The organism is Microbacterium sp. (assembly GCF_031178525.1).
Taxonomy (GTDB): Bacteria; Actinomycetota; Actinomycetes; order Actinomycetales; family Microbacteriaceae; genus Microbacterium.
Genome location: NZ_JAPSJA010000001.1, coordinates 19992 through 40338 on the forward strand (window position 1 = coordinate 19992; position 20347 = coordinate 40338).

At 71.6% G+C, this 20347-nt stretch carries 17 protein-coding genes; 12 read left to right on the plus strand and 5 right to left on the minus strand.

Annotated elements, in window-relative coordinates; all coding sequences use genetic code 11:
• The first annotated feature begins 2 nt into the window (after positions 1-2).
• The 10 genes from paaC to RIF89_RS00155 all read left to right on the plus strand — a co-directional run bounded on the left by paaC (position 3) and on the right by RIF89_RS00155 (position 9323).
• Positions 3-836 carry a 1,2-phenylacetyl-CoA epoxidase subunit PaaC gene (paaC, locus tag RIF89_RS00110; RefSeq protein WP_375294410.1) on the plus strand — a complete coding sequence of 278 codons (834 nt, stop codon included), beginning with the start codon at positions 3-5 and terminating at the stop codon, positions 834-836.
• The gene (gene paaD / locus RIF89_RS00115) at positions 833-1351 is read left to right on the plus strand and encodes a 1,2-phenylacetyl-CoA epoxidase subunit PaaD (protein WP_309067154.1); all 519 of its coding nucleotides are present in this window, start codon (positions 833-835) and stop codon (positions 1349-1351) included. The genes paaC and paaD overlap by 4 nt, the downstream gene beginning before the upstream one ends.
• Entirely contained in the window at positions 1351-2469 is a 1119-nt protein-coding gene (gene paaE / locus RIF89_RS00120) for a 1,2-phenylacetyl-CoA epoxidase subunit PaaE (protein ID WP_309067155.1), read from the plus strand. The genes paaD and paaE overlap by 1 nt, the downstream gene beginning before the upstream one ends.
• A 29-nt stretch (positions 2470-2498) precedes the next feature.
• Positions 2499-3287, plus strand: coding sequence for an enoyl-CoA hydratase/isomerase family protein (locus RIF89_RS00125; RefSeq protein ID WP_309067156.1), 789 nt, complete (start codon positions 2499-2501; stop codon positions 3285-3287).
• Entirely contained in the window at positions 3284-3694 is a 411-nt protein-coding gene (locus tag RIF89_RS00130; protein WP_309067157.1) for a hotdog fold thioesterase, read from the plus strand. The genes RIF89_RS00125 and RIF89_RS00130 overlap by 4 nt, the downstream gene beginning before the upstream one ends.
• A 28-nt stretch (positions 3695-3722) precedes the next feature.
• Positions 3723-4193 carry a hypothetical protein gene (locus RIF89_RS00135; RefSeq protein ID WP_309067158.1) on the plus strand — a complete coding sequence of 157 codons (471 nt, stop codon included), beginning with the start codon at positions 3723-3725 and terminating at the stop codon, positions 4191-4193.
• Between the two features lie 91 nt (positions 4194-4284).
• On the plus strand, positions 4285-5922 hold the full coding sequence (locus tag RIF89_RS00140; protein ID WP_309067159.1) for an ABC transporter substrate-binding protein: 1638 nt from the start codon (positions 4285-4287) through the stop codon (positions 5920-5922).
• Entirely contained in the window at positions 5903-6976 is a 1074-nt protein-coding gene (locus tag RIF89_RS00145) for an ABC transporter permease (RefSeq protein WP_309067160.1), read from the plus strand. Before RIF89_RS00140 ends, RIF89_RS00145 begins: the two co-directional genes overlap by 20 nt.
• A complete protein-coding gene (locus tag RIF89_RS00150) occupies positions 6973-7806 on the plus strand; it encodes an ABC transporter permease (protein WP_309067161.1) in 834 nt (277 codons plus the stop codon). Before RIF89_RS00145 ends, RIF89_RS00150 begins: the two co-directional genes overlap by 4 nt.
• A complete protein-coding gene (locus RIF89_RS00155) occupies positions 7803-9323 on the plus strand; it encodes an ABC transporter ATP-binding protein (RefSeq protein WP_309067162.1) in 1521 nt (506 codons plus the stop codon). The genes RIF89_RS00150 and RIF89_RS00155 overlap by 4 nt, the downstream gene beginning before the upstream one ends.
• Here the strand turns inward: RIF89_RS00155 and RIF89_RS00160 are convergent.
• Positions 9307-9807 (minus strand): DUF2004 domain-containing protein, encoded by a 501-nt coding sequence (locus RIF89_RS00160; RefSeq protein ID WP_309067163.1) that lies wholly within the window; start codon positions 9805-9807, stop codon positions 9307-9309. The two genes, RIF89_RS00155 and RIF89_RS00160, sit on opposite strands and share 17 nt — an antisense overlap.
• A gap of 226 nt (positions 9808-10033) precedes the next feature.
• On the opposite strand from RIF89_RS00160, the gene RIF89_RS00165 reads away from it, so the two are divergent.
• Positions 10034-11980, plus strand: coding sequence for a KUP/HAK/KT family potassium transporter (locus tag RIF89_RS00165; RefSeq protein WP_309067164.1), 1947 nt, complete (start codon positions 10034-10036; stop codon positions 11978-11980).
• Between the two features lie 25 nt (positions 11981-12005).
• On the opposite strand, the gene ftsY is transcribed toward RIF89_RS00165, so the two are convergent.
• Positions 12006-12887, minus strand: coding sequence for a signal recognition particle-docking protein FtsY (gene ftsY / locus RIF89_RS00170; RefSeq protein ID WP_309067165.1), 882 nt, complete (start codon positions 12885-12887; stop codon positions 12006-12008).
• Between the two features lie 44 nt (positions 12888-12931).
• Positions 12932-14185: a glucose-1-phosphate adenylyltransferase gene (gene glgC / locus RIF89_RS00175; protein ID WP_309067166.1), complete on the minus strand. Its 1254-nt coding sequence runs from the start codon at positions 14183-14185 to the stop codon at positions 12932-12934.
• Positions 14186-14234: 49 nt separating this feature from the next.
• On the opposite strand from glgC, the gene glgA reads away from it, so the two are divergent.
• A complete protein-coding gene (gene glgA / locus RIF89_RS00180) occupies positions 14235-15422 on the plus strand; it encodes a glycogen synthase (RefSeq protein ID WP_309067167.1) in 1188 nt (395 codons plus the stop codon).
• A gap of 30 nt (positions 15423-15452) precedes the next feature.
• Here glgA and RIF89_RS00185 read toward each other — a convergent pair whose 3' ends face one another.
• Both RIF89_RS00185 and smc read right to left on the minus strand, forming a co-directional pair.
• Positions 15453-16577, minus strand: coding sequence for a methyltransferase (locus RIF89_RS00185; RefSeq protein ID WP_309067168.1), 1125 nt, complete (start codon positions 16575-16577; stop codon positions 15453-15455).
• On the minus strand, positions 16574-20128 hold the full coding sequence (gene smc / locus RIF89_RS00190) for a chromosome segregation protein SMC (RefSeq protein WP_309067169.1): 3555 nt from the start codon (positions 20126-20128) through the stop codon (positions 16574-16576). Before smc ends, RIF89_RS00185 begins: the two co-directional genes overlap by 4 nt.
• Between the last annotated feature and the right edge of the window lie 219 nt (positions 20129-20347).

The following is a 20347-nucleotide window of genomic DNA, read 5'->3' on the forward strand; positions in this document are numbered from 1 at the left end:
CGGTGGTCGGACCCGCGCACGGCGTCGACCATCACGGCGACGTGGAGGTCGTCGCGCTCGACCTCGCGGACGAGCTTCCCGGATCGGGTGGGGTCGCCTCCCCTGACGTCGCCGAGTACGCGATGCGCCTGGGCGACGACGCGCTCATCCTGTCGCAGCAGCTGGGCTGGTGGATCTCCCGCGCGCCGGAGCTCGAGGAGGACCTCGCCCTCGGCAACATCGCCCTCGACCTGCTCGGGCATGCCCGCGCCCTCCTCCGCTATGCCGGGACGGAATCCGGCCGTTCCGAGGACGACCTCGCGTACGGGCGCGACGAGCCCGACTTCCGCTGCTGCTGGCTCGTGCAGCAGCCGAACGGCCACTTCGGCGACACGATCGCGCGACAGCTGCTCGTCTCCGCCTTCCAGGTCGAGCTCTACGACGCGCTGACGGCGAGCACCGACGCGGGCCTGCGTGCGATCGCCGAGAAGGCCGCGCGCGAGGTCGCCTATCACCGGGACCACGCCGTGCAGTGGACGCTGCGCCTGGCCGGCGGGACGGACGAGTCGCGGGCGAGGATCATCCGTTCGCTCACGGACCTGTGGCCCTACGTCGACGAGCTGTTCACGGACGACGACCTGCACGTCCGGCTGGGCGACGCGGCGCCGCGACCGTCGTCTCTGCGCGCGGGCTTCGACGCCGTGATCGACGCGGTGCTCGCCGAGGCGCAGCTCGAGCGCCCGACCGTCAAGCCCGCTATGGCGCAGGGGCGGCGAGGGCGTCACAGCGCGCACCTCGGCTTTCTCCTCGCCGAGATGCAGTGGCTCGCCCGGCGGCACCCGGGGGCGACGTGGTGACCGCGGTCTCCTCGGGAGTGCGGCCCGTCGATGCCGCATCGGCCGACGCGTGGGACATCGCCGCCCGCGTCGCCGACCCGGAGGTGCCCGTGCTCACGATCGCCGATCTGGGCGTTCTGCGATCCGTGCGTTCCGATGGCCGGCGCGCGGAGGTCGTCCTGACACCCACCTACTCGGGCTGCCCGGCTATCGAGCAGATGCGCGACGATGTGATCCTGCAGCTCACGGCCGCAGGGTACGAGCGCGTGGACGTGTCGTTCACGCTGTCCCCCGCCTGGACGACCGACTGGATGAGCGATGACGGCAAGGCCAAGCTCGAGCGGTACGGCATCGCGCCGCCCAACGGCCGCGCGCCGGTGCGCCGCGGCCCGATCCCGGTGACGCTGGGCGTGAAGTGCCCGCGGTGCTCGTCGCTGCACACGCGCGAGGTGTCCCGCTACGGATCGACCTCATGCAAGGCGCTGTACGAGTGCCTCGATTGCCAGGAGCCCTTCGACTTCTTCAAGGTGCACTGATGCCGGCCGCACCCGTCGGCGCTCCCCTGAGGCGGCGCGCGGTATTCCATCGCCTGCGCGTGCGGGATGTCCGATCCCTCACCCCCACGAGCGTCGAGGTCACCTTCGAGGTGCCGCCGGAGCTCGAGGAGGACTACGGCTACCTCCCGGGCCAGTACCTGGCACTGCGCGCCCTGATCGACGGGGAGGAGGTGCGCCGCTCGTATTCGATCTGCCGCCCGCCGGTGCCCGGCCGCATCTCGGTCGCGGTCAAGCGCGACGAGCAGGGACTGTTCTCGCGCTGGGTGCACAGCGCGCTGCGGCCCGGCGACGAGCTCGACGTCATGAGCCCGCAGGGCACGTTCACGTCGAATCTCCACCAGCTCGAGGGCCGCCACGTCGTCGGCATCGCCGCCGGATCCGGCATCACCCCCGTGATCACGATGGCGCACCGGATCCTCGAGGACAGCGCGAGCGGACGCTTCACGCTGCTGTACACGAACCGCTCGTCGCTCGACGTGATGTTCATCGAGGAGCTCGCGGATCTGAAGGACCGCTTCCCCGACCGCCTCGCGCTGCACCATGTGCTCTCGCGCGAGCAGCGCACGGCACCCCTGCTCTCCGGGCGGCTCGACGAGGCGAAGCTGCGGACGATCCTGACCTGCCTGATCCCACCGCGCACCGTGGACGAATGGGCGCTGTGCGGCCCGTTCGAGCTCGTGCAGCTGTGCCGCGACCTGCTCGAGGAGCACGGCGTCGACCCGGCCCACATCCGCTTCGAGCTGTTCACGACCGGGGAGCCGGGTGATGCCGCTCCCCCGCGCGGCCGCTCCGTCGCCGCCCAGGCGGACGAGAGAACGCATCGGATCGACTTCACGCTGGACGGCACGTCGGCATCGGTGGACAGCCCGATCAACGCCAACGAGTCGATCCTGAACGCCGCGCTGCGCGTCCGGCCGGATGTGCCGTTCGCCTGCGCGGGCGGGGTGTGCGGCACGTGCCGCGCGCGCCTGGTCGAGGGCAACGTCTCGATGCGCGAGAACTTCGCGCTCGAGCCGGACGAGATCGACCGCGGGTACGTCCTCACGTGCCAGTCCCATCCCACGTCCGACCGCGTCGTCGTCGACTACGACGTCTGACCCGCCATGCCCGACCGAGGGAGTACCGGATGATCGAGCTCACGATCCAGGACGACGTCGCGGAGGTCGCGCTGCGCGCGCCCGAGCGGCGGAACGCACTGAGGCCGGAGGACCTCGACGACCTGGCGGAGGCCTATGCCGAGGCCGAGCGGGCCGGCGTGCGAGCGCTCGTCCTGCGCGGTGAGGGACGCGCGTTCTGCGCGGGACGCGACATCTCAGGCGTCGACCCGCGCGAGGACGACGTGCTGGGATATCTCGAAGGGCGCGTCGAGCCCGTCATGCGCCGGATCGCGCAGTTCCCCGCGCCCACCTTCGGCGCCGCGCACGGGGCCTGCGTGGGCGTCGGGCTCGGCCTGCTCATCGCGACCGACGTCGTCTACGTGGCCGAGTCGGCGAAGATCGGCAGCCCGTTCGCGAACCTCGGGGCGACGCTCGACTCGGGCGGGCACGCGCTGTTCTTCGAGCGGCTCGGCGCGCATCGCGCGCTCGATCTGATCTACTCCGGCCGGCTGATCTCCGGGGCCGAAGCGGTCGCCCTCGGCCTGTTCTCCCGCGCCGTCGCCGACGACGAGGTCGTGGCGGAGACGCGTGCCGCGGCGGCGCGCGCAGCCGCCGGCCCGACGCAGGCGTTCGTCGCCTCGAAGCGCCTGATCGCATCGCTGCGCGACGACCGCGTGGGCCTGTGGCGGTCGATGTCCGACGAGAACCGCGCGCAGGCCGCGCTGTGCGACACCGATGACTACCGCGAGGGCTTCGCGGCCTTCCAGCAGAAGCGCACGCCGGCATTCGGCGGCGGGGCGCTCCGGGGGCTCTCATGAACTTCGTGGCGCAGCAGGGTCCGGGTGAGCTCGCGGAGAAGATGGGCATCGAGTTCCTCGAGCTCACGGTCGAGCGGGCCGTCGCCCGCATGCCCGTGCACGGGAACCGCCAGTCGGTCGGGTTCGTGCACGGCGGCGCGTACGTCGTGCTCGGCGAGTCGCTCGGCTCCGTCGCGGCGAACCTGCACGCCGGCCCGGGGCGCCTCGCGGTCGGCGTCGACGTGAACGCGACGCATACGCGATCCGCCACGTCCGGTCACGTCACCGCCGTCTGCACGCCGCTGCACCTCGGCACCACGGTCGCGGTGCACGAGATCGTCATCACGGACGACGAGGGACGCCGCTGCTCGACGGTCCGCATCACGAACCACATCAAGGACATGCCGCAGCACGCCGCGTCGTCCTGATCGCGCGGCCGGCCGCTACGCTCCTATCATGAACGCCCGTGCTGCCGTCGCCGTCTTCGCGCTGGCCGTCGCATCGGCCGCCCTGACCGGCTGCGCCCCCGCCCAACCCGACCCGAGGGAGGTGCAGGCGTGGCTCGACGACGAGCCCGCGGAGGCGTCCGACCTGCTCGCCTCCCTCAGCGGCCAGGCGGGACCCGACGCCCCGTCGCAGGATGACGACGCGGAGCCGGAGGGCACCACGGTCACCTTCGAGACCCCGGTGACCGTCGACCGGATCGACATCACCTGCTTCGGTAAGGCGACGATCTCGATCGAGGCCGAGATCACCGGATCGCCGACCACCCACGCCGCCGAGACCAACGAGCTTCGGTGCGAGCGGGGCACGTTCTCTCTCATCGAGGACATCGGCGCCGGGAACGTCACCGCGGTCCGCGTAGATGCCCCCACAGCCGACGTCCTCACCGCCTGGCGCGCCACCGTGCACGGCGCCGAGGGCTGACCGCCCGCGCCCACCGCTCCCCGGCGGGCGTATTCTTGGACGCAGTCCGGTTACACCGGCCGCCACAGCACATCCCCTCACAAAGGTCCTCATGCTCCGTCGCGCGCTGCCCGCCCTCGTCCTCGCCTCCTCCGTCGCGCTGATCGCCACCGCGTGCGCCCCCTCGACCGGACAGGCCGGGCCCAGCTCCGAGCCACAGGAAGGCGGCACGCTCGTCTACGCCACGGGCGACGCCGAGCCGACGTGCCTCGACCCGCACGTCGGCGGCAACTACCCGCAGGCGCTGATCAGCTCGCAGTACCTCGAGCCGCTCGTCGGCCGCGACGCCGACGGCGCCATCACTCCCTGGCTCGCCGAGGAGTGGGAGGTCTCCGAGGACGGCCTGACCTGGGACTTCACACTTCAGGGCGACGTCTCCTTCACGGACGGCACCCCGCTCGATGCCGAGGCCGTCAAGGTCAACATCGAGCACCTGCAGGATCCCGAGACCGCCTCCTCCACGGGGTATCTCGCGGTGTCCAAGATCGCCGAGGTCGAGGTCGTCGACGACACCCACGCGCGCATGCACATGTCCGAGCCCGACTCGGCGCTGCTGGAGTCGCTCAGCATGCCCTGGACCGCGATCCAGTCCCCCGCCGGCATCGCGCGCGGCATGGAGGAGAACTGCGCCGCTCCCATCGGCACCGGCCCGTTCGTGGTCGAGGAGTGGGTGCCGCAGCAGCAGATCACGCTCACGCGCAACGACGACTACGCGACCCCCGGACAGCAAACCGAGAACCAGGGCGCCGCGCACCTCGACGAGATCGTGTGGCGCTTCATTCCGGATGCCGCCACGCGCCAGGCCGCGCTCACGTCGGGCGAGGTGCACGTGATCGACAACCCGCAGCCCGACGCGATCGTGGCCGCCGAGCAGGGCGACGAGATCACGCACATCGACGCCCCGCGCCCGGGCTCGGTGAACCGCATCGAGCTCAACGCCGGGCAGGCGCCGTTCGACGACGCCCGCGTGCGCGAAGCGTTCATCCGCGCCGCCGACCCGAACCCCGGCATCGAGGCCCTCTACCTCGGCACGGTCACGCGCTCGTACTCGCCGCTCGGCAGCTCCGAGCCCATGGCGGTGTCCGACGAGTCGCTGTTCGCGACGGACCCGGACCAGGCGAACGCCCTGCTGGACGAGGCCGGCTGGACCGAGAAGGACGAGGACGGCACCCGCATGAAGGACGGCGCTCGCCTCACGGTGCGCTTCCCCGTGAGCACGAACCAGTCGGTCGCCGCCGAGCAGTCGCTCTTCGAGCAGATCCAGGCGAACGTCGCGGAGGTCGGCTTCGACGTCGAGCTCTCCCCCGTCGACCTGTCGACCTGGTACGGCGTGCTGGGCGCGAACGAGTACGAGGCCGTGAGCGCGCCGTACACCCGCGTGGGCGCCGAGGTGCTGCGCGTGCTCTACCACTCCGACGCGATCGTGCCCGCGCCCTCGGGATACTTCGCGAACCACGCGCAGCTGTCCGATCCGGAGCTCGACGCGCTGCTCGACCAGGCGTCGGCGACGCAGGACGAGTCCGCGCGCGCCGACCTGTACGCCCAGGCGCAGCAGCGCGTGCTCGAGAGCTTCACGGTGCTGCCGCTGTACGACCAGCAGAACCACTTCCTCACGCGCGGCGTGACCGGCGTCACCACGCTCGGCACCGTCGCGACGCCGACGTTCGTCGATGCGCGCATCGCCGGCTGAGGCGTCGCGCTCCGCGTCGAACGACCGGCCGACGCGAGGGAGACGAGACCCGGCGCGGATCCGGTCCGTCGCGCGCTGGATCGCGGGGCGCGTCGGATCCGCGCTGCTCGTCGTCTGGATCGTCGCGACGGTCGTCTTCTTCGCGCTGCGCGCGTCGGGCGATCCGCTCGAGGCGATCCTGGGCGGCCCGGGGTCACAGGCCGGTCCGGAGGCGGTCGCCCAGGCCCGTGAGGAGTACGGACTCGATCAGCCGCTGATCCTGCAGTACCTGACGCAGCTATGGCGCGTGGCGACGTTCCAGCTCGGCGACTCGTACGCGCGACGGCAGCCGGTCTCCGACCTGATCGCGGCCCAGCTCCCCGGGACGCTGCTGCTCGCCGCGCTCGCCCTGCTGCTCGCCTGGACGCTCGCGCTGGCGGGGTCCACGATCGCCGCCACGGCCCGCGGTCCGGTCGGCCGCGCGGTGGTCGCTGGCGTGCGCGGGCTCGAGCTCGTCGCGACCGTGATGCCGCAGTTCTGGCTCGGCGCCGTGCTGATCCTGGTGTTCGCGGCCTCGCTGCGGATCCTCCCCGCCACCAGCGGCGGCGGCGATCCGGCGGGACTGATCCTGCCTGTCGTGACGTTGGCGATCCCGATCGCGGGCTTCCTCGCGCAGCTGTCGCGCGATGCGCTGCGGGAAGCGGATCGCGCGCCGTTCGCCACCACCGCCCGATCCCGCGGGGCGAGCGAGTCGCGCGTGCTGCTGCACCACACGCTGCGGCACGCCAGTCTTCCCGCGCTGTCGCTGTCGGGCTGGGCGTTCGGGCACCTGCTGAGCGGTGCGGTCGTCGTGGAGTCGCTGTTCGCCCGCCCGGGACTCGGGCGCCTGCTGCTCGATGCCGCGATGAGCCGCGACGTGCCCGTCGTGATCGGCTCGGTCGTGGTCGTCGCTGTGCTGTACGTCCTCGTCGTCACGGTCGTCGACGCTGTCGAGCTGCTCGTCGACCCGCGTCTGCGCCGCGCGCGCACGGCGCACGCCGTCGAACGGACGCCCGAGCTGGCGGTGGGCTCGTGACGGGCGTCGACGCGCCGGCGCGCCGCGCCCTGCGGACGCTCGGGCCGGGGGGCGTCGTCGCGGCGATCGCGCTCATCGCGATCCTGGTCGCGGTGTTCGCGCCGTCCGTGCTCGCCCCGGGCGATCCGCTCGGGATCGCGCCCGCGGAGGCGTTCTCGCCCCCGTCCTGGGCGCACCCCTTCGGGACGGACGAGTCGGGCCGCGACCTGTACACGCGTGTGATCCACGGGGCAGCCGCGTCGGCGGGCATCGGCCTGGCGGCGACGGGGATCGGCATCGCGGCCGGCCTCGTCCTCGGCTTCGCGGGGGCCCTGGGTCCGCGCTGGCTGGATGCGGCGATCGCGCGCGTCGTGGAGGTGCTGTTCGCACTGCCGACGCTCGTGCTCGCGCTGCTGCTGGTCGCGGTGCTCGGACCGGGCACCCAGGCGTCGATCCTCGCGATCGGCGTCGCGACCGCGCCGGGCTACGCGCGCATCCTGCGCGCCCGGGTGCGCGGCGTCGCGCGCAGCGACTACGTCGCCTACGCCCGCCATGAGGGGGCAGGCCCGCTCACGGTGTTCGTGCGGCACATCGCGCCCAACACGCTGTGGCCGCTCGTCGCGACGGCCACGCTCGGAGTGGGTCAGGCGATCGTCTGGGTCTCGGCGTTGAGCTTCCTCGGGCTGGGCGCACTGCCGCCCTCGCCCGAGTGGGGCGCGATGCTCAACGCGGGACGCGTGTACATCACGACGGCGTGGTGGATGACCGTGCTGCCGGGACTTGCGATCGTCACGACGGCGACCGTGCTCACCGTGCTCGGACGCCGCGCCTCGGGAGCGGGAGCGTCGTGAGCCTGCTGCGCATCCGGAACCTGTCCGTCACGATGCCCGGCGGCGTCGCCGCGCTGCGCGGCGTGGATCTCGACGTCGCGCCGGGCGAGGTCCTCGCGATCGTGGGCGAATCGGGCGCCGGGAAGTCCGTGCTGGCCCGCACGATCCTCGGCCTGTCCCGGCGCGACGGTGGGCGCGTGTCCGCCGACGCGTTCGAGCTGGGCGGGCGCGATGCGCGTCGCCTTCCGGAGCGGCACTGGCGCGCCGTGCGCGGCGGCGGCGTCTCGCTCGTGCTGCAGGACGCGCTGCAGTCGCTCGATCCCCTGCGCACGATCGGGGCGGAGGTGGGCGAGGCGCTGGCGGTGCGGCGCGTGCCGGCGAGCGAGCGCCGCTCCCGCGTGCTGGATGCGCTCGACGCGGCGGGCCTTCCGCTCGGCGGGCCGCAGCGCTCCGAGGCCCGCGCGCGCCTGCGCCAGCGCCCGGGAGAGCTGTCGGGCGGCATGCGGCAGCGCGCGCTCATCGCCTCGGCGATCGTCGCGGGAGCCCCTCTCATCGTGGCGGACGAGCCCACCACGGCACTCGACGCCACCACGGCCGCCCGCGTCCTCGGTCTCCTGGGCCGCCTCCGTGACGAGGGCACGGGGCTCATCCTCATCAGCCACGATCTCGCGGCGGTCGCGCGCATCGCCGACCGCATCGCGGTGCTCGACGCCGGTCTCATCGTCGAGAGCGGCCCTGCTTCCCGCCTCCTCTCCCGTCCCGAGCACCCCGTCACCCGGGCGCTGCTGGCGGCCGTCCCCCACGGTGCGAAGCCGCTTCCTTCGTCTGTGCGGGGCGAACCCGTGCTGGCCGCGCGTGGGCTCGTTCGCCGCTACCCCGGCCCGGGTGGCACCGTCGCAGCCGTCGCCGACGTCGACATCGCGGTCCGCCGGGGCGAGGTCCTCGGCATCGTGGGCGAATCCGGATCCGGCAAGTCGACGCTCGCCCGGCTGCTGCTCGGTCTCGAGCGGCCGGACGCCGGCGACCTGACACGTCGATCGGACGTGCGCGCCCGGCTCGTCCCGCAGGATCCGCTGGGGGCCTTCGACCCGCGACACAGCGTCGAGCGCATCCTGCGCCACGCTCGCCGCGGCGACGCGCCAGCGCCCGGCGCGCTACTCGCACGCGTCGGACTCGATGCCGCCATGCTGCGTCGCAGGCCCGCGTCGCTCTCGGGCGGTCAGCGCCAGCGCGTCGCGATCGCTCGCGCCCTCGCGGCGCGACCGGACGTGCTCGTGTGCGACGAGCCGGTGTCTGCCCTGGACGTCACGACCCAGGCCGGCATCCTCGACCTCCTGCTCGACCTGCAGCGCCAAGAGGAGCTCACGATCGTGTTCATCTCCCACGACCTCGCCGTCGTCCGCCGCGTCAGCGACCGCGTCGCCGTGATGCGCCACGGCCGCATCGTGGAGGAGGGCGATACCGAGGCGGTCTTCTCCCGCCCCGCCCACGCGTTCACGCGCGAGCTGGTCGCGGCCAGCCTCAGTCCGCGCTCGTGACCGACAGAACGGAGGCGTCGGACGCGAGGTTCACGAGCAGCACGTCGTCGGCCGCATCCGGGTCGAGCGCATACTCGAGCACCGCGAACGGGTCCTCGCCGCCGTGCTCGTCCGCGAGGATCGTCATGCTCATCAGCTGAAGCGAGCGGATGATGTCGACCGCGGCATCGCCGCTGATGTCGACGAGGAGGTCCTCCAGCTCGTCCCCGAGCGTCTGCTGCTGCATCAGGATGTACTCGGTCACCTCGCTCGCGCGGTCGTCGACCTCGCTGAGCATCGCGGAGCGGCCTCGACGGTCGAGCTCCTCGAGGGCGGACACCATGGCGGCGGCCGCGTCCAGCGCCGCCGGCGAGACGTCCTCCTGGTCGGGCGCGGTCAGGTCGACGGTGACGTTCTGGTCGCCGAGCTCGACGTTCTCAGACCAGAAGATGGAGCCGTCCGGGCCGGACTCCAGAAGGCCGAAGAAGTCGTGTTCGATCGCCATATCCCTATGAAACCAGCAGGCGGACCCGCACGGTAGATCGCCCGGTTCGCGGTGCGACCGGGCGTGTCGCCGCGCGAGAGGCTCACGGGCCTCCGTGACCTTCGGACGGCTCGCCAGGAGGGCCGCGACGCACGGCGTGAGGATTCCGTGAGGATGCGCCCGCACGACGTGTGGATTCCGTGCGGCCGGGCCGGAGGCCGCATACGGCGGCGTAATTTCGCCCTCCGTGACACAGCTGCTCGAACGCATCGCGACCCGCACGACGACCACGCACGCCGTGCGCGAGCGCGTCCGATTCGCCCTGGTGCTCGGCGCCCTCGGCGTGGTCTTCGGCGACATCGGCACGAGCCCCATCTACACGCTGCAGACGATCTTCAACCCGGACGATCCGCACCCCGTGCCCGTCGATCCCGAGAACGTCTACGGCGTCGTCTCGCTGATCTTCTGGTCGATGATGATCATCGTCACACTCACCTACGTGTCCCTTGCGATGCGCGTGGACAACCACGGCGAGGGCGGCATCATGGCGCTCATCACGCTGCTGCGGTCGTGGGCGGCCAGGCGGCAGGTGCGCGTGACGGGCGTGCTCGCGGCGCTCGGCATCTTCGGCGCCTCGCTGTTCCTCGGCGACGGGATGATCACGCCCGCGATCTCGGTCCTGTCGGCCGTGGAGGGGCTCAAGATCGTCAACCCGGATCTCGAGCCGTTCGTCATCCCGATCGTCGTCGTGATCATCGTCGTGCTGTTCGCGGCGCAGAAGTTCGGCACGAACGCGGTCGGCCGCCTGTTCGGCCCGGTCACAACCGTCTGGTTCGCGGCGATCGCGCTGTGCGGCATCGGCGGCATCCTGCTCGAGCCGGGCATCCTCGTGGCCCTGTCGCCGACCTACGCGATCACGTTCCTGCTCGGCCACTTCCACTACGCGTTCTTCGCACTCGCGGCGATCGTGCTGTGCTTCACCGGCGCCGAGGCGCTGTACGCCGACATGGGTCACTTCGGTCGCAGGCCGATCACGATCGGCTGGCTGTTCGTCGTGCTGCCCGCCGTCACGATCAACTACATGGGCCAGGGCGCTCTCATCCTGCACGACAGGGATGCGCTCGCCTCGCCGTTCTTCCTGCTGATCCCCGAGTCACTGCGCGTGCCGATGGTCGTCCTCGCCACCGCCGCGACCGTCATCGCGTCGCAGGCGGTCATCAGCGGAGCCTTCTCGGTCGCGTCCCAGGCCGCCGAGCTCGGCTACCTGCCGCGCCTGCGCATCCTGCACACCTCGACGGATACGTATGGCCAGATCTACGTGCCGTGGGTGAACGGCATCATCCTCGCGGCCGTGCTGATCCTGGTGCTCACATTCCAGAGCTCGACCGCGCTCGCCTACGCGTACGGCATGACGGCGATCGGCACCAACACGATCACGACCATCCTCTTCTTCTACGTCGCCTTCCGCGCGTGGAAGACGCCGCGCTGGCTGCTGTGGAGCGGCCTCGTGCTGATCCTGTCGTTCGAGCTGCTGTTCGTCGCGGCGAACCTGACCAAGATCCTGCACGGCGCGTGGCTGCCTCTGGCGATCGCCCTGGCGTCGTTCACGGTCATGGCGACCTGGCAGAAGGGCCGCAGCATCGTGACGGCCAAGCGCACGAAAATGGAGGGCTCCCTGGCGGAGTTCATGGACGAGATCAAGAGCCGTCCGCACGAGATCGTGACGGTCCCGGGCACCGCGATCTTCCTCAATCGCGGCAAGACGGAGGTGCCGCTGGCGCTGCGCGACAACATCCGTCACAACCACGTGCGGCACCAGAACATCGTGCTGGTGTCCGTGGAGATCGCGACCGTCCCCCGCGTGGCATCTCGGCACCGCGTCGAAGTCGACGACCTGGGCGATCCCACCGACGGCATCACCCACGTCACCGTGCACTTCGGCTACGCCGAGGTCACCGACGTCCCGCGTGCTCTCGCGCTCGTGAGTCCCAAGGCCGCCTGCGGCCGGCTGCAGCTGGACGAGGCGATCTACTACCTGTCGAGGATCGAGCTGCGCGCCGGTCGCAAACCGCGCATGAGGACGTGGCGCAAGAAGCTGTTCCTCGCGACGTCGCGCATCACGGTCGACGCGGCCGAGCACTTCAACCTGCCGCTGAACCGCACGGTCGTGCTGGGCGAGGTCGTCGAGGTCTGACGCGCTCCCGCGCGCGGGCCGCGCCTCAGTCGACGGCGCCCTCGACGAGCGCCTGCACGAACACGTGGGGCGTGAAGCCCGTGAGGTCGCCGATGCCCTCGCCCTGGCCCAGCAGCTTCACCGGGATGCCCGTGCGCTCCTGCACGGCGAGCACGAATCCGCCCTTCGCCGAGCCGTCGAGCTTCGAGATCACAAGGCCGGTCACGCCGGCGTGCTGCAGGAACGCCTCTGCCTGCATCACGCCGTTCTGGCCCGTGGTCGCGTCGAGCACGAGCAGCACCTCGCTGATCGGCGCCTGCTTCTCGATCACGCGCCGGATCTTGGTGAGCTCGTCCATCAGGCCGCCCTTGGTGTGCAGGCGACCGGCCGTGTCGACGAGCACGATCTCGGTGCCCGTGCGCTTGGCGTAGTCGATCGTCTGGAAGGCGACGGACGCCGGGTCCTGGCCCTCGCGATCGGGGCGCACGATCGCGGCTCCGCCGCGCTCGGCCCACGTCGCGAGCTGGTCGACGGCCGCGGCGCGGAACGTGTCGGCGGCACCCACGACGACCGAGCGCTGATACCGGCCGAGGAAGTGCGCGAACTTGCCGATCGTGGTGGTCTTGCCGACGCCGTTCACGCCGACGACCAGCACGACCGCGGGCCGCTCGGTGAGCTTCAGGGTCGTGTCGTACTTCGCGAACCGCTCCTCGAGCGTCTCCTTCAGCATGCGGTTGAGGTCGCGCGGATCCGTCGTGCGGTAGCGCTCGACGTCGTCACGCAGCTGATCGACGATCCGCTCCGTGATGTCCGGTCCGAAGTCGGCCTGGATCAGCGCGGTCTCGAGTGTGTCCCACGTGTCCTCGTCGATCGTCGGACGCACGAACACGCCGCGCAGCGCACGACCCAGGGACCACTTCTCCGCCATGGGATCAACTCTATGTCGGCGTGCGCCGCGAGCCGCGCCAGCGCTCAGTCGGCCGTGACGCGCGCGCCCTTGCCGACGACCGTGATGCCGCTGTCGGTCACGATGAAGCCGCGAGCGCGGTCCCGCGCGGCATCGACGCCGACCGCGGCGCCCGCCTCGATCACGACGCTCTTATCGACGATCGCCCGGCGTATCGTGGCACCCGCCGCGACGCGCGTGTTCTCGAAAACGATCGAGTCGGTCAGCATCGCTCCCGACTCGACGACCGTGCGCGGCCCCAGCACGCTGCGCTCGATGTGCGCGCCGGAGATGACCGAGCCGAGCGAGACGATCGAGTCGATCACGGTGCTCAGCGTGCCGCGCGCATCGCGGGTGAACTTCGCCGGCGGCAGGTTGTCCTGCCTGCTGAAGATCGGCCACTCGTTGTTGTACAGATTGAAGACCGGCAGCACCGAGATCAGATCCTGATGCGCGTCGAAGTACGACTCGATCGTCCCGACGTCGCGCCAGTAGTACCGATCACGCGCCGTGCTGCCGGGCACGTCGTTGTTCTTCATGTCGTAGACGCCCGCCGTGCCCTTCTCCACGAAGTACGGCACGATGTCGCCACCCATGTCATGGTTCGAGTCCGTGCGCTCCCCGTCGGCGCGCACGGCCTCCACGAGCGCATCCTTCGTGAAGATGTAATTGCCCATCGAGGCCAGCACCTCGCCCGGCGAATCCGGCAGGCCCTGCGGCTGCGCGGGCTTCTCGAGGAACTCGCGGATGCACGACGGATCCTGCGGATCCACGTCGATCACGCCGAACTGGTCCGCGAGCGTGATCGGCTGCCGGATCGCGGCCACGGTGCACTCGGCGCCCGACGCGATATGCGCGTCCAGCATGTGCTCGAAATCCATGCGGTACACGTGATCCGCCCCTACGACGACGATGTAGTCGGGGTTCTCGTCGAACACGAGATTCAGGCTCTGCAGGATCGCGTCGGCCGAGCCGAGGTACCAGCGCTTGCCGAGGCGCTGCTGCGCGGGCACCGAGGTGACGTACGAGTTGAACAGCCCGCTCATGCGCCACAGCTGTGAGATGTGGCGGTCGAGGCTGTGCGACTTGTACTGGGTCAGCACGATGATCTGACGCAGGCCCGAGTTCATCAGATTCGACAGCGCGAAGTCGATCAGGCGATAGTGACCGCCGAACGGCACCGCCGGCTTGGCGCGGTCGAGTGTCAATGGCATCAGTCGCTTGCCTTCGCCGCCCGCGAGGACGATCCCCAGCACCTTCTTCGTTGCAGCCGCTGCCATAGGGCTGACCCTAGTGTCCCCACGACGTGGATCCCACTAGGTTGACACCATGCGCGTCGACCTGCTCACCCGTGAGTACCCACCCGAGATCTACGGGGGCGCCGGCGTCCACGTCGCCGAACTCGTCAAGGCCCTGCGGCGCGACATCGACGTCGTTGTGCGGTGCTTCGGCGCACCCAGGGACGAGCACGACGTGCACGCGTACGAGGTGCCGGACGGACTCGGCGAGGCGAACGGCGCGCTGCAGACGATGGGCGTGGATCTCGCGATCGCGCGCGACGTCGCGGGCACGGACCTCGTGCACTCGCACACCTGGTACGCGAACTTCGCCGGTCACGTCGCCAAGATGCTGCACGGCGTCCCGCACGTCGCGACCGCGCACAGCCTCGAACCGCTGCGCCCCTGGAAGGCCGAGCAGCTCGGCGGCGGCTACCGCCTGTCGAGCTGGATAGAGCGTGACGCGCTGACCTCCGCCGATGCGGTCGTCGCCGTCAGCGAGGGAATGCGACGCGACCTGCTGCGGGTGTACCCGGACCTGGACCCGGAGCGCGTGAAGGTCGTCTACAACGGCATCGACCTCGACGCCTGGCACCGCGTCGACGACGCCGACACGGTGCGCGCGCTCGGAGTGGATCCGGATCGTCCGTCGGTCGTGTTCGTCGGACGGATCACGCGGCAGAAGGGCCTGCCGTACCTGCTGCGCGCGGCGCGACTGCTGCCCCCGGACGTGCAGCTCGTGCTCTGTGCCGGCGCCCCTGACACCCCCGAGATCATGGCGGAGGTCGAGGGGCTGGTCGCCGAGCTGCGCGAGAGCCGTCAGGGCATCGTCTGGATCGACCGGCACCTGCCCCGGCACGAGCTGTGCGCTCTCCTCAGCGCGGCCACCACGTTCGTGTGCCCCTCCGTCTACGAGCCGCTCGGCATCGTGAACCTGGAGGCGATGGCGTGCGGCGCCCCCGTCGTCGGCACGGGCACCGGCGGCATCCCGGAGGTCGTCGCCCACGGCGAGACCGGCACGATCGTGCCGCTGGAGCAGCTCGACGACGGAACGGGCACCCCGACGGACCCCGACCGGTTCGTGTCCGACCTCGCCGCCGCGCTCACCGACATGGTGTCGGACAGGGATCGCGCGCGCACACTGGGCGAGGCGGGGCGCCGGCGTGCAGAGCGCGAGTTCTCCTGGCTGCAGATCGCCGATCGCACCCGCGCGCTCTACGCCGCCGTCCTCGCCGGCTGATCGACAGGGTGCGGGGACGCTCGGTGGGCCTTAGCGCCGCACGGACACCGTCACCGTGAACTTCGGATTCCGCCCCGCCTGACGCGTCGGACCGACCATGCGCTCGAGGATCGGGCGATAGCCGAGGTGCGAGTTGAACACGCACCAGAGCTCGCCTCCCGGACGCAGCACGCGCGCGGCGTCCGCGAACAGCTTGGGGGCGATCGCGTCGGTCACCGCTGCTCCGGAGTGGAAGGGCGGGTTGAGCAGGATGAGGTCGACCGAGGCGTCCGGCCGCGATCCGAGCCCGTCGTCCCGCACCACCTCGACGCGATCCGCCACGCCGTTCGCGGCGGCGGTCGCGCGCGCCGATGCGACGGCCGCCGCCGACTGATCCGTCGCGAGCACCCGGACGGCCGGTCGCGACGTCGCGAGCATCGTCGCGAGCACGCCCGTGCCGCACGCGAGATCGACCGCGTCGGTCGCCTCGCGCATGTCGGGCAGGAAGCCCAGGAGGAACCGCGTGCCGATGTCGATCGACGTCCCCGCGAAGGCGGCGCCGTGCGCGCACACCGTGATCCCGAGATCCGGATGCCGCTGCGCGTGCGGCCACTGATCGCTCGTCGCGCGGATCGGGCCGCTCGCGTGCAGCACGCGCGACTTGCTCGCGGCGCGGCTCGCCGTGACGGACGCGAAGTGCCGCCCCAGGACGTCGTTCATCGCGGGCGTCATGTGCTTCACCCGACCGCCCGCGACGAGCCGGACATCGTCCGCGGCGGCGGAGGCGACGACTCCCGCGATCTCGTCGAGCGCGTCGAGCGATCGCGGCAGCTGCAGCATCACGGCGCGCGCGCCGTCGGCGAGTGAGGCGTCCAGCGGGTGCCAGGCGACCCGGTTCAGCGGGATGCCGACACGCTCCGCGTTCGCCCGCAGCGCCCGCTCCCCCGTGATCGCATCCTGATGCACGCGCACCCGGGCGCGCGGATCCGCCTCCAGCAGCGACAGCGTCAGCGCTCCGTACCGGTCGCCGATCACGACGACGTCCTGGGCGGCCGGACGGGCCTCCGACAGGATGAGCCGATCGCTCGCGTCGGCCGCGACCAGGTCGTGCGCCTCCACGTCCGGCCACCGGCGCAGCCGCGGGGCGAGAGCGTCGAACGCGTCGGCGGCCGTCACGACGCGGCGCGCTCGGAGATCCGCTGGCCCACGACGGCCGAGACGCCGTCCTGGCGCATGGAGACGCCGTACAGCGCGTCGGCGATCTCCATCGTGCGCTTCTGGTGGGTGATCACGATCAGCTGGCTGGACTCGCGCAGCTGCTCGAACACCCCCAGCAGACGGCCGAGGTTCGCGTCGTCGAGCGCGGCCTCGACCTCGTCGAGGATGTAGAACGGGCTGGGACGGGCCTTGAAGATCGCCGTCAGGAACGCCACGGCGGCGAGGGATCGCTCGCCGCCGGAGAGCAGCGACAGCCGCTCGATCTTCTTGCCGACGGGCCGCACCGACACCTCGATGCCGGTCGTGAGCAGGTCGTCCGGGTTCGTGAGCGCGATGGACCCCGTGCCGCCGGGGAACAGGATCGGGAAGACCTCGGCGAACGCGGCCTTCGTGTCCTCGAACGCCGCCTCGAAGATCACCTGCATGCGCTCGTCGAGGTCCGCGATGATCGTCATCAGGTCCTTGCGGGTCTGGACGAGGTCGTCCAGCTGCTCGGTCAGGAACTTGTGCCGCTGCTCGAGGGCGGCGAACTCCTCGAGCGCGAGCGGATTCACGCGGCCGAGCTGGGCGAGCTTGCGCTCGGCATCGCGCAGACGGCGCTCCTGCATGCGGCGGTCGTACGGGATCGTGGCCGGCATGCCCTCGTCGGCATGACCGCTCTGCTGGGCGTGCTCGACGAGATCCTCCGCAGCGCGGATGTCCGCCGTATCGCGAGGAACGGGCTGGTCCGGGCCATATTCCGAAACCAGGATGTCCTCGCCCAAGCCGAGTTCGCTCGCGACCCGCTCGAGCAGGCTCGTGATGTGCAGCTTCTTCTCGTGGATCTGCAGCTCGAGCCCGTGCACGCTCTCGGTGAGGCCCGTGAGGCGCTCGCGGAGACCTGCCTCCTTGCCGCGCAGTTCGCGCAGCTCGGCCGTCACGGTGGCGCGGGCGTTCTCCGCCTCGGCGAGGGCCATGCGCGCCTCGGTGACCGAGCGGTCGACCGAGTCGAGCAGGTGGGGCAGCTCCGCAGCGACCCCCGCTGCGATCTCGCGCTGGCGGCGGCGGATGACGGCGCGCCGCGCGGCGGCGGCCGCCGCCTCGCGCTCGCGCTCGCGCTGCCGCTCTAGGCTCACGGCGCGGGCCTCGGCCGCGCGGACACGCTCGCGCAGCGTCTCGACGTCCAGTCGCGCGCGCATCTCCTGCTCGCGCGCGGCCTCCAGCGCTGCGAGGTAGTCGTCGCGCGCGGAGGCGTCCAGGATCGGCCGCGGCTTCTCCAGTGCGGCGTTGAGCTGCTCCGTCGCCGCCTTCGCCTTGGCCTCCGCATCCGCCACGGCGCCCTGCGCCTGTGCGAGGCCGTTCTGCAGACGCTCGCACTCCGCGACCGCCGCCTCGTGACGCACCGTCGCGCGATTCAGCTGCTCGGCATGCTGCGCCAGGTGAGCGTCGTGCTCGCGCAGGGCCTGGAGCGCCTCCTTGGCGACGCGGCGCGCGGTCTGCAGGCGCTCGTTCGCCTCGGTGCGCAGCACGGTGTGCTCCTCGACCTGCACCCGCACCTCGGCGAGCCGCGCCGCCGCGGCGTCCCGCTCGGCCTGCAGCTCGAGGCGCGACCGCTCCCCCGCCCCGGCCCGCACGGTCTGCGCCGTGCACACCTCGCCGGCCCGGGTCACGATCGTCAGCGTCGAGTCGGGCGCCGCCGCGAATGCGGCACGCGCGGCGTCGAGATCCTCTGCCACTGCGACATGCGCGAGGATCCGCAGCACGCCGTCGGGCGCCCGCACGACCTCGCGTGCCGGAACCACCCCCGGCAGCGCCGTGGGCGCCACGTCCGCCGGCCCCGCTTCGGCGATCACGATGTCGACCACGCCGAACTCGGCGGCGCCCGCCGCGACGGCGAACGCCGCGGTGCGCGATTCGACCAGCACGCCCTCGGCGAGGGGCCCGAGCACGGCCGCGATCGCGGCCTCGTAGCCCGGGTCGACATGCACCTCGTCTCCTACGAGACCCCGGACGCCCTCACCGCCCCGCGCGATGAGCGCCGCGGCCCCGTTCTGCACATCGAGCGCGCTCGACAGCGCCGCCACCTTCGCCGTCAGCGCGTCCGCCTCGCGCTCGGCGGCGCGGTGCGCCTCGCGGATGCGCTCGAGCTCCGCCTCGGCCTCGCCTGTCTCGCGCTGCGCGGTCTCGTACGCGGCCTGATGCTCGGCCGCGGAACCCTCCGACACCACGGTCGGATCGATCCGCTCCAACTCCTCGGCCGCCTCGACCCGGCGCTGGTCCGCGGCGTCCAGCGCATTCTGCTGACGCAGCACGCCGCCGCGCACGGCCGCGAGAGCCGACTGCGCGGCCTCAGCCGAACCGCGCAGCGCCGCCAGTCGCATGTCATGCTCGGAGACGAGCGCGCTCTGCTCCGCGATGTCGGCGTCGAGCGCGTCGAGCTCACCGCGGGCTCGCACCAGTGCGCGCGAGGCATCCTGCACGGCGTCCTGGGCCGCGCCCAGCCCGTCCGAGATCTCGGTGATCTCGTGCCGTGCCTCGTCGATCGCCGCCTGCGTGACCGTGATCGCGACCGCGTCCGGATCGTCATCCGCGCCGAGCAGCGCCAGGCGCTGGTTCGCGAGCGTGAACAGCCCGCGCAGCCTCTCCTGCACCTGCTCGAGCGCGAACGTCACCCGGCGGGCCTCGTCCACCGCCTCGGCGTTCTGCTCGCGCTCCAGCTGCGCGATCCGCGACCGCACGCCGTCGACCTCGTCCTGCAGTACGAGGCGCTCGGTGTGGCGCTCCTGCTCGCTGCGCGCGTGGTCGGCCAGCGCGGCGCGCAGCTGCACGACCTCGTCCGCCAGGAGCCGAGCCTTCGCGTCGCGCACGATCGCCGCGATCGTCTGCGCCTCGCGCGCAATCTCCGCCTGCTTGCCGAGCGGCTTGAGCTGGCGCCGGATCTCGCCCGCCAGGTCACTCAGGCGCGTGAGGTTCTGCTCCATCGCCTCGAGCTTGCGCAGCGTCTTCTCCTTGCGCCGGCGGTGCTTCAGGATGCCGGCGGCCTCTTCGATGAAGCCGCGCCGATCCTCGGGAGTCGCCTGCAGCACGGCGTCGAGCCGGCCCTGTCCCACGATCACGTGCATCTCGCGCCCGAGGCCGGAGTCGCTCAGCAGCTCCTGCACGTCGAGCAGGCGGCAGGATTCGCCGTTGATCGCGTACTCGCTCGATCCGCTGCGGAACAGCGTGCGGCTGATCGTCACCTCGCTGTACTCGATCGGCAGCGCACCGTCCGAGTTGTCGATCGCGAGCTGCACCTCCGCGCGCCCGAGCGGGCCGCGCGTCGCGGTGCCGGCGAAGATGACGTCCTCCATCTTGCCGCCGCGGAGCGTCTTGGCGCCCTGCTCGCCCATGACCCACGCGAGGGCGTCGACGACGTTCGACTTGCCGGAGCCGTTCGGACCGACGATGGCCGTCACACCGGGCTCGAGCGCGAAGGTCGTCGGCTGCGCGAACGACTTGAAGCCCTTGAGCGTCACGCTCTTCAGGTGCATCCCGACTCCTCCCCTCCCGCGGAATTCCGCGGGTTTCACGCTACCGGACGGCTCGCCGCGCACCGTGCACCACGCGCCGCCGCATCAGACACGCCTGAGAGAAGGCTTGACGAACGCTGAATCCCGCCGCTAATGTCGGGAGCCGCGACCCGCGAACAGATGAGAGGAGGGGCGCGATGTTGACTGATTTCACTCCAGATCTCCGCGTCTCCCGCCTCG

Excerpts from the sequence above, each read along its gene's own strand:
- paaE (WP_309067155.1), top strand. The coding sequence starts at position 1,351 with ATGCCGGCCGCACCCGTCGGCGCTCCCCTGAGGCGGCGCGCGGTATTC.
- RIF89_RS00125 (WP_309067156.1), top strand. The coding sequence starts at position 2,499 with ATGATCGAGCTCACGATCCAGGACGACGTCGCGGAGGTCGCGCTGCGC.
- RIF89_RS00130 (WP_309067157.1), top strand. The coding sequence starts at position 3,284 with ATGAACTTCGTGGCGCAGCAGGGTCCGGGTGAGCTCGCGGAGAAGATG.
- RIF89_RS00135 (WP_309067158.1), top strand. The coding sequence starts at position 3,723 with ATGAACGCCCGTGCTGCCGTCGCCGTCTTCGCGCTGGCCGTCGCATCG.
- RIF89_RS00140 (WP_309067159.1), top strand. The coding sequence starts at position 4,285 with ATGCTCCGTCGCGCGCTGCCCGCCCTCGTCCTCGCCTCCTCCGTCGCG.
- RIF89_RS00145 (WP_309067160.1), top strand. The coding sequence starts at position 5,903 with ATGCGCGCATCGCCGGCTGAGGCGTCGCGCTCCGCGTCGAACGACCGG.
- RIF89_RS00160 (WP_309067163.1), bottom strand. The coding sequence starts at position 9,807 with ATGGCGATCGAACACGACTTCTTCGGCCTTCTGGAGTCCGGCCCGGAC.
- ftsY (WP_309067165.1), bottom strand. The coding sequence starts at position 12,887 with ATGGCGGAGAAGTGGTCCCTGGGTCGTGCGCTGCGCGGCGTGTTCGTG.
- glgC (WP_309067166.1), bottom strand. The coding sequence starts at position 14,185 with ATGGCAGCGGCTGCAACGAAGAAGGTGCTGGGGATCGTCCTCGCGGGC.
- glgA (WP_309067167.1), top strand. The coding sequence starts at position 14,235 with ATGCGCGTCGACCTGCTCACCCGTGAGTACCCACCCGAGATCTACGGG.
- smc (WP_309067169.1), bottom strand. The coding sequence starts at position 20,128 with ATGCACCTGAAGAGCGTGACGCTCAAGGGCTTCAAGTCGTTCGCGCAG.